At 67.8% G+C, this 6,385-nt stretch carries 10 protein-coding genes; all 10 read left to right on the forward strand.

From position 1 onward, the window contains the following. Positions 1-50: 50 nt before the first annotated feature. From F3J10_RS21720 to F3J10_RS21765, 10 genes are read left to right on the forward strand one after another with little or no spacing between them, the layout of a single operon-like run. Positions 51-425: a hypothetical protein gene (locus F3J10_RS21720; RefSeq protein ID WP_167233154.1), complete on the forward strand. Its 375-nt coding sequence runs from the start codon at positions 51-53 to the stop codon at positions 423-425. Between the two features lie 13 nt (positions 426-438). After that, positions 439-1,059 (forward strand): hypothetical protein, encoded by a 621-nt coding sequence (locus F3J10_RS21725; RefSeq protein WP_167242965.1) that lies wholly within the window; start codon positions 439-441, stop codon positions 1,057-1,059. A 29-nt stretch (positions 1,060-1,088) separates the two neighbouring features. Continuing rightward, positions 1,089-2,009, forward strand: coding sequence for a hypothetical protein (locus F3J10_RS21730; RefSeq protein ID WP_098152080.1), 921 nt, complete (start codon positions 1,089-1,091; stop codon positions 2,007-2,009). A 2-nt stretch (positions 2,010-2,011) separates the two neighbouring features. Continuing rightward, positions 2,012-2,629: a DUF4255 domain-containing protein gene (locus F3J10_RS21735; RefSeq protein WP_105820900.1), complete on the forward strand. Its 618-nt coding sequence runs from the start codon at positions 2,012-2,014 to the stop codon at positions 2,627-2,629. After that, positions 2,620-3,201 (forward strand): hypothetical protein, encoded by a 582-nt coding sequence (locus F3J10_RS21740; protein ID WP_096750894.1) that lies wholly within the window; start codon positions 2,620-2,622, stop codon positions 3,199-3,201. The genes F3J10_RS21735 and F3J10_RS21740 overlap by 10 nt, the downstream gene beginning before the upstream one ends. Positions 3,202-3,229: 28 nt before the next feature. Further along, positions 3,230-4,828 carry a phage tail sheath C-terminal domain-containing protein gene (locus F3J10_RS21745; protein ID WP_167242966.1) on the forward strand — a complete coding sequence of 533 codons (1,599 nt, stop codon included), beginning with the start codon at positions 3,230-3,232 and terminating at the stop codon, positions 4,826-4,828. Positions 4,829-4,857: 29 nt separating this feature from the next. Continuing rightward, positions 4,858-5,304 carry a phage tail protein gene (locus F3J10_RS21750; RefSeq protein ID WP_096750892.1) on the forward strand — a complete coding sequence of 149 codons (447 nt, stop codon included), beginning with the start codon at positions 4,858-4,860 and terminating at the stop codon, positions 5,302-5,304. Between the two features lie 13 nt (positions 5,305-5,317). Continuing rightward, positions 5,318-5,674, forward strand: coding sequence for a hypothetical protein (locus F3J10_RS21755; RefSeq protein ID WP_096750891.1), 357 nt, complete (start codon positions 5,318-5,320; stop codon positions 5,672-5,674). Continuing rightward, positions 5,674-5,850 (forward strand): DUF6760 family protein, encoded by a 177-nt coding sequence (locus F3J10_RS21760; protein ID WP_013690021.1) that lies wholly within the window; start codon positions 5,674-5,676, stop codon positions 5,848-5,850. The genes F3J10_RS21755 and F3J10_RS21760 overlap by 1 nt, the downstream gene beginning before the upstream one ends. A gap of 1 nt (position 5,851) precedes the next feature. Further along, positions 5,852-6,322, forward strand: a complete 471-nt coding sequence (locus F3J10_RS21765) for a phage tail protein (RefSeq protein ID WP_096750890.1) — start codon at positions 5,852-5,854, stop codon at positions 6,320-6,322. Positions 6,323-6,385: the final 63 nt, after the last annotated feature.

The raw sequence follows: 6,385 nt of genomic DNA on the forward strand, positions 1-6,385 counted from the left end.
CATCGGCCAATGGCATCCCGGCACGGGCAATATATGCGGAGACCTTGAAAATGAACTATACGATTTCATTTACGTTCCGGACCGATTCCTCGCAGGACCCATTGTCCGCGCAACTGGGTTTCAATTCGCCCAGCGCGATTACCCTTACCGGCAATGAAGCGGTCCAGCTTTCCTCCTCGACGGATTCGCTCCCTCCGCTCGAATATCTGATCGTCCAGCAATCGAAAATCGCGGTGCAATCCCATGGCGCGACCGGCGGCAATACCGTTTCGGTCAATGTCTCTTTCTCGACCAGCGGCAGCTCGATTGCCGGCACCATGAAATTGCTCGGCAATGCGTCGGCGAGCGTCCATTATCAATTCGTCGGCTACGAGAATGCGGGCAGCATCCAACCGGGCAACTTCACGATCCCGCTACCCAACTGACGGAACCTGCCTCATGGACAGGAAAGACAAAACCGCCGGCCGGGATACCGCCGGCGGCAAGGCCAGCGCTTTGCCCGTCGAAACAGCCAGCGCCGCCGCGCCGGTCGCCGCGGCGAACCCGTCACGCGCGCCCAGCCCCGAGGCGCTGCGCGCGGCGATCGCCAGCGAGCGCGATTCGCTGCCGCCGCGCGCGCGGCGCACCGTCGAGGGGCATCGCGTCGCGAATCCGTCGCATGCGCTGAACGCGCGGATCTATCGCGACGTCGCCGTCTTCAAGCCGGTCACGCTGAGCTTCGCGAACCTGCGCGCCAACAGCAATGCCTTCCTGAGCCTGCGCGCCGACCAGCAGGCGATCTGGAGCGACGGTGCCGGCCGCCAGCAGGTCGGCCTGTCGCTGTCCTGCGTCAGCGACCCGGTGATGTACCTGAGCCAGTTCCTGGTCAACGCGCGCGAGATCATGCTGCAGACCAGCCAGGACGTGCGCGAGATCCGCGTCTCGCTGTACCTGCGCACCGAGCAGGAGGCCGTGCTCGGGCGCGTGATCCTGCCGCCCGGCGCGAGCGTGACGCTGCAGGCCCGCGACGACCGCAGCACCCTGATCGGCATCAGTTCGTTCGCCCTCGCCCTCGATTGACGTCCATCGACCCGCCCGGATCTTCCGCCATGACGCCCGACACGACCGCCGCCCCGACCACCGCCGAGCTGCCGGCCAGCAGCGGCCACCCCGACGACGCGCCGGACGGCGCCGCGCGGCCGCCCGCCGGCCCGGACGAGAACTGGCGGCTGATGCCGGTGCAGCTCGAATTCCTCGACGTCGCGCCGAACAGCAACCTCGGCATCCACTTCACCACGGCGGGCGTGGCCTGGTCGCTGGGCGACCGCGCCGGCGACAGCATCGGCTTCTCCTACAACCTGGCGGTATCGAGCGCGAGCGGCGAGCCCTGCCTGAGCGGCATCGAGTTCAACGACGCGATGCTGACGCTGCGCACCGGCGACATCGCCGGCGGCCTGGCGCGCTTCACGCTGACCCTGTTCCTGGCGGTCCACCCGGAAGTCGACTACCTGCAGGGTTACTGCACGCTCAACGAGGAGGCGGTGATCCAGGCCAGCTTCGGCGCGCAGGCGCCGATGCAATGGCACAACGGCCGCGTCAGCGCCACGCTGTCGGGCTACGGCGGCTGCTACCGGCCGATCTGCCTGACCGTGCGCGGCGCCCTGCCCGGCAACCGGATCGACGTGCTGGTGAGCACCAAGAAGGGCCTGGGCAAGGTCAGCTGGTCGCTCGGCCCCGACTTCAGCGAGGCCGGCGGCGTGCTGTTCGCGAGCCAGAACGGCCAGTTGCCGCTGCAGTCGCTGTCGTTCGGCAACCACGCGCTGTCCTTCGTGACGGCCGCGGGCAAGGACGGCGGCGGTGCCGGCACCGCGCTGGAGTTCTACCTGAACGCCTTCATCACCTGGACGCCCGACGACCTGAACCACGTCTACCTGCGCACCACCTCGGACAGTTCGATCACCGTGCTCGCCCAGGTGCACAATCGCCAGCCGCAGGTGGTCAGCCAGACCGACACCGTGTTCACGCTGTGACCATGGCGCCGACGTCGATCGACAGCGGCCAGGTCCTGAGGGCGGTCAGCGAATCGCTGCGCCGGCTGATCCGCGCGCGGGTGCCCGAGCTCGCGGCCGAATCGGCGATCGTGTTCGACTCGCCCGGCGAGATCGACGCGCCCGACGAGACGCGCCTGTCGCTCTACCTGTACCAGACCGAGATCAATGCGGCGCTGCGCAACCTGCCGCCCTCGCTGACGCGGCGCCCCGGCGCGAGCCCGCAACCGGCCGCGCTGGCCGTCACGCCGGCGCCGCTGGTGGTCGACCTGACCTACCTGATCGTGCCTTACGGCAAGTCGGCCGAGATCGAGCTGGTGCTGATCGACCGGCTGATCCAGTTGTTCCACGACGTCGGGCAGTTGAGCGGCGCCCTGCTGCAGCCGCTGCTGCGCGCCACCGGCAACGATCCGATCGACATCGTGCCGGAACACGACTCGAGCGAGCAGTTGCGCAATATCTGGGCGGTGTTCCCGAACAAGACCTACAAGCTGACCAAGATGTACACGCTCACGCCGGTGCGGATCCCCTCGGCGCTGACGCTGCAATCCGACTTCGTGGTGAACGGCGAGCTGGCCGCCGGGGAGCCGCCATGGAACTGAGCGCGGTGGTGCAGGTGATCGACGGTTTCAGCCTCGCGCCGCTCGAGGGCCTGCGCCCGGCCTTCACGCTCAACGGCCAGCCCTGCCGGCCGCTCGACAAGCGCGACGGCTTCTACGCCTTCGGCGGCCTGCCGCACGGCGCCTACCGGCTGGTCGCGGCCGCGCCGCCGTTCTTCGCGCAGCAGGTGGCCTTCGAGGTGCCGCTCGCGCTGCCGCTGGCCGAGGCGATCGTCTCCTGCGTGCTGGAGCCGGGCCCGCTCTACCCGTTCCCGCCCGGCACCACCCTGGTTCGCGGCCAGGTGCTGGCGGCCGCCACCCGCCAGCCGCTGGCCGGGGTGCAGGTCGAGGCGCGCTACGCCAGCGCCCGCGGCGAGGCGCGCCAGGCCGCCACCCGGACCGCCGGCCTGGGCCGCTACGACGGCCGCTACGCGCTCGCGCCGCGCGGCCGGCTGGCACCCGGCACCGCCGTCGTGCTGAATTTCAGCAAGGCCGGCTACGCCAGCGCGCAAGCCGAGCTGAAACTGGATCCCGGCGCCATGCAGTACCTGGACATCGCCATGCGCCAGGCGTGATTGACCCTTACCGCAGAGAGACACGATCTTGGCCACCAACTACTATCATCCGGGCATCTATATCCAGGAGGTGCCCAGCGCGCGCACCATCCAGGGCGCCTCCACCTCCACGCCGGCCTTCATCGGCGTGACCGAGACCGGGCCGATCAACACCCCGACCCTGATCACCAGCTGGAACGCCTACCAGCGCGTGTTCGGCAACATGGTCTGGAACGGCATGGTGTCGTGGGCGGTGTACCAGTTCTTCGCGCTCGGCGGCGCGCTCTGCTACGTGAGCCGCGTGCCCGACACGGCCGGCACCGGCAAGCAGGCCACCGCCAGCGCCGGCACCCTGAAGCTGACCGCGGTGACGCCCGGCACCTGGCCGAACAACGTGCTCGGCTTCGTGATCAGCAATGCCAACGGCCCCGACACGGCGGTCTCGCCGGTCTTCAACCTCAGCATCGTGATCGATCCGACCGCGCTGCCGGGCATCACCGCGACCTCCGCCTCGGCGACGCTGGGCGCCTACGTGCTGCAGAACAACCTCACGCCGCAGCCGCTCAACGGCAAGTCCTACTACGTGCTGGAGACCTACAACGGCTATACCGCCGAGACCGCCAGCACCGCGCTGGCCGCCGCCATCAACGCCAACTCGATCTTCGCGCGCGCGACCATCACCGGCACCGGGCGCCCCGGCAACAGCAAGGCCGCCACGCCCTTCACGGCCGGCGCCGCGCCGACCTGGGACTTCTCCTCGAGCTTCGCGCCGCTGCAGACGGTGCAGGACATCAGCCTGCTGGCGATGCCCGACACCGTCAACATGAGCGACCAGAGCGGCACGCCCAGCCTCACCCAGCAGGTCACCACCATCAATCTCGGGCTCAACTACTGCGAGCAGCAGGCCAGCCTGTTCTACGTGACCGACCCGCCCTACGGGCTGGATGTGCAGAACATGGTCGCGTTCCGCTCGGGCAGCACCAAGACGCCCGCGCTCAACTCGACCTACGGCGCGATCTACTACCCCTGGGTGTGGATCGCCAACCCGGTCTCGGGCGCCTCGGTGCCGATCCCGCCCTCGGGCCCGGCGCTGGGCCGCTACGCCAACACCGATTCCAGCGTCGGGGTGTGGAAGTCGCCGGCCGGCGTCAACGACGGCTCGCTGAAGACGGTGGTGATGACCGACCTGCCCCTCACCGACGCCGACCAGGACGTGCTGAACCCCGACGGCATCAACGCGATCCGCAACCTGATCGGCTACGGCAACGTGATCTACGGCGCGCGCACGCTGGCCGCGGCCGGCAGCGAATGGACCTACGTCAGCGTGCGGCGCCTGTTCATCTATGTCGAGCAGAGCCTCAAGCAGAGCCTGCAGTGGGTGGTGTTCGAGCCGAACGACCAGACCACCTGGTCGGCCGTCACGCGCGACATCGACGCCTTCCTGACCACCCTCTGGCAGGCCGGCGGCCTGTTCGGGGCCAAGGCCTCGGAAGCCTTCTTCGTGGTCTGCGACGCCTCGAACAATCCGCCCGAGACGCGCGCGCTCGGCCAGATGTACATCGACATCGGCCTCGCGCCGGTCTACCCGGCCGAATTCGTGATCATCCGGATCGCGCAGAAGACTGCCGGCCCGGATTCCGGATCCTGATGCCCCAGCCCTGACCACGGAGCCGCACGATGGCGACACAACTGACCAATCCGTACCGCGGATTTCGCTTCCAGGTGGAAATCTCCGGCATCCAGATCGCTTCGTTTTCCGAAGCGACGATCCCCGACAGCACGATCGAGACCACCGAGTATCGCGAGGGCACCGACCCGACCTACAAGCGCTCGTTCTCGGGCCTGACCACCTACGGCAAGCTCACGCTCAAGAAGGGCCTCACCGACACGCTCGATCTCTACAACTGGCACCAGCTGGCGGTCGCGCAGGGCTCGACCGGCGACACGGTGCAGAAGAACGTCTCGCTGATCCTGCTCGACTCGGCCGGCACCGCCCGCGCGCGCTGGAACGTGATCAACGCCTGGCCGAGCAAGTACGAGAGCACCGGCTTCAACGCCAGCAGCACCGAGATCATGGTCGAGACCTTCGAGCTGACCATCCAGTACATGACCCGCGTTTCCTGACCGGAGCCTTGCCATGAATGTCATCAGCACCGAAATCGAATTCACGCTGCCGATCGGCTATCGCGACGGGGACGGCAACCTGCACCGCAACGGCGTGATGCGGCTGGCCACCGCCGGCGACGAGATCCTGCCGCTCAAGGACCATCGCGTGCAGGCCAATCCGGCGTACCTGGCGATCATCGTGCTGTCGCGCGTGATCGTGCGTCTGGGCAGCCTCGACATGGTCAGCACCAAGGTGGTCGAGGACCTGTTCTCGGCCGATTTCGCCTATCTGCAGGATCTCTACAACCGCATCAACCAGGTGCAGGCCGAGGACAACGTGGTGGCGATGCCGGGGATGGACAGCGCGGGAAAACTCGCCTCCCTGTAGTGCCCGACCAGATCTACGAGGAGATCGCGTTCATCGCGTATCACTTCCACTGGTCGTACAGGGACATCCTGGCGATGGAGCACGCGGAGCGCCGCCGCTGGTGCGAACGGATCAGCCGCATCAACGACACCATGAACAGCGACGAGCGCGAGAAGAGTCTTCGACTGGGGATATGAGATGGCTTTGGGATCGAGCCCCGCGCGGCAGCCGGCCGCCAGCGCCAATCCGTTCATGGCGTACAACTTCTGCATCGAGATGGGCGGGATCCTGGTGGGCGGCTTCAGCTCGGTGGACGGGCTGCAGATCCGCAACGAGGTCAAGACGATCCGCCAGGGCGGCGTCAACGACGTGGAATACAAGCTGCCCGGCCAGGTGATCGGCAGCGACCTGGTATTCAAGGGCGGCGTGAGCTCGGTCGATCCGCTGTGGAACTGGTTCATGGCGGCCTCGTCGGGCCAGGTGGTGCGCAAGAACGGCACCATCTACCTGCTCGACAACCTCGGCAATACCACCATCGCCTGGAATTTCCTGAACGCCTGGCCGATCGAGTGGCAGGGGCCGCAGATCGATGCCGGGCAGACGCTGGTCGCCACCCAGAGCTTCACGCTCGCGCACGAGGGAATCAGCAAGCGCGGGGGCGGCGCGTGAGGCGCATGAGGCTGGCCGCGATGCGGGCCGGCGCGGCCGCCGGGGCGCCGGCGGCGCGGCGGG

Source organism: Burkholderia sp. Cy-637, assembly GCF_011753175.1.
GTDB lineage: Bacteria > Pseudomonadota > Gammaproteobacteria > Burkholderiales > Burkholderiaceae > Burkholderia > Burkholderia gladioli.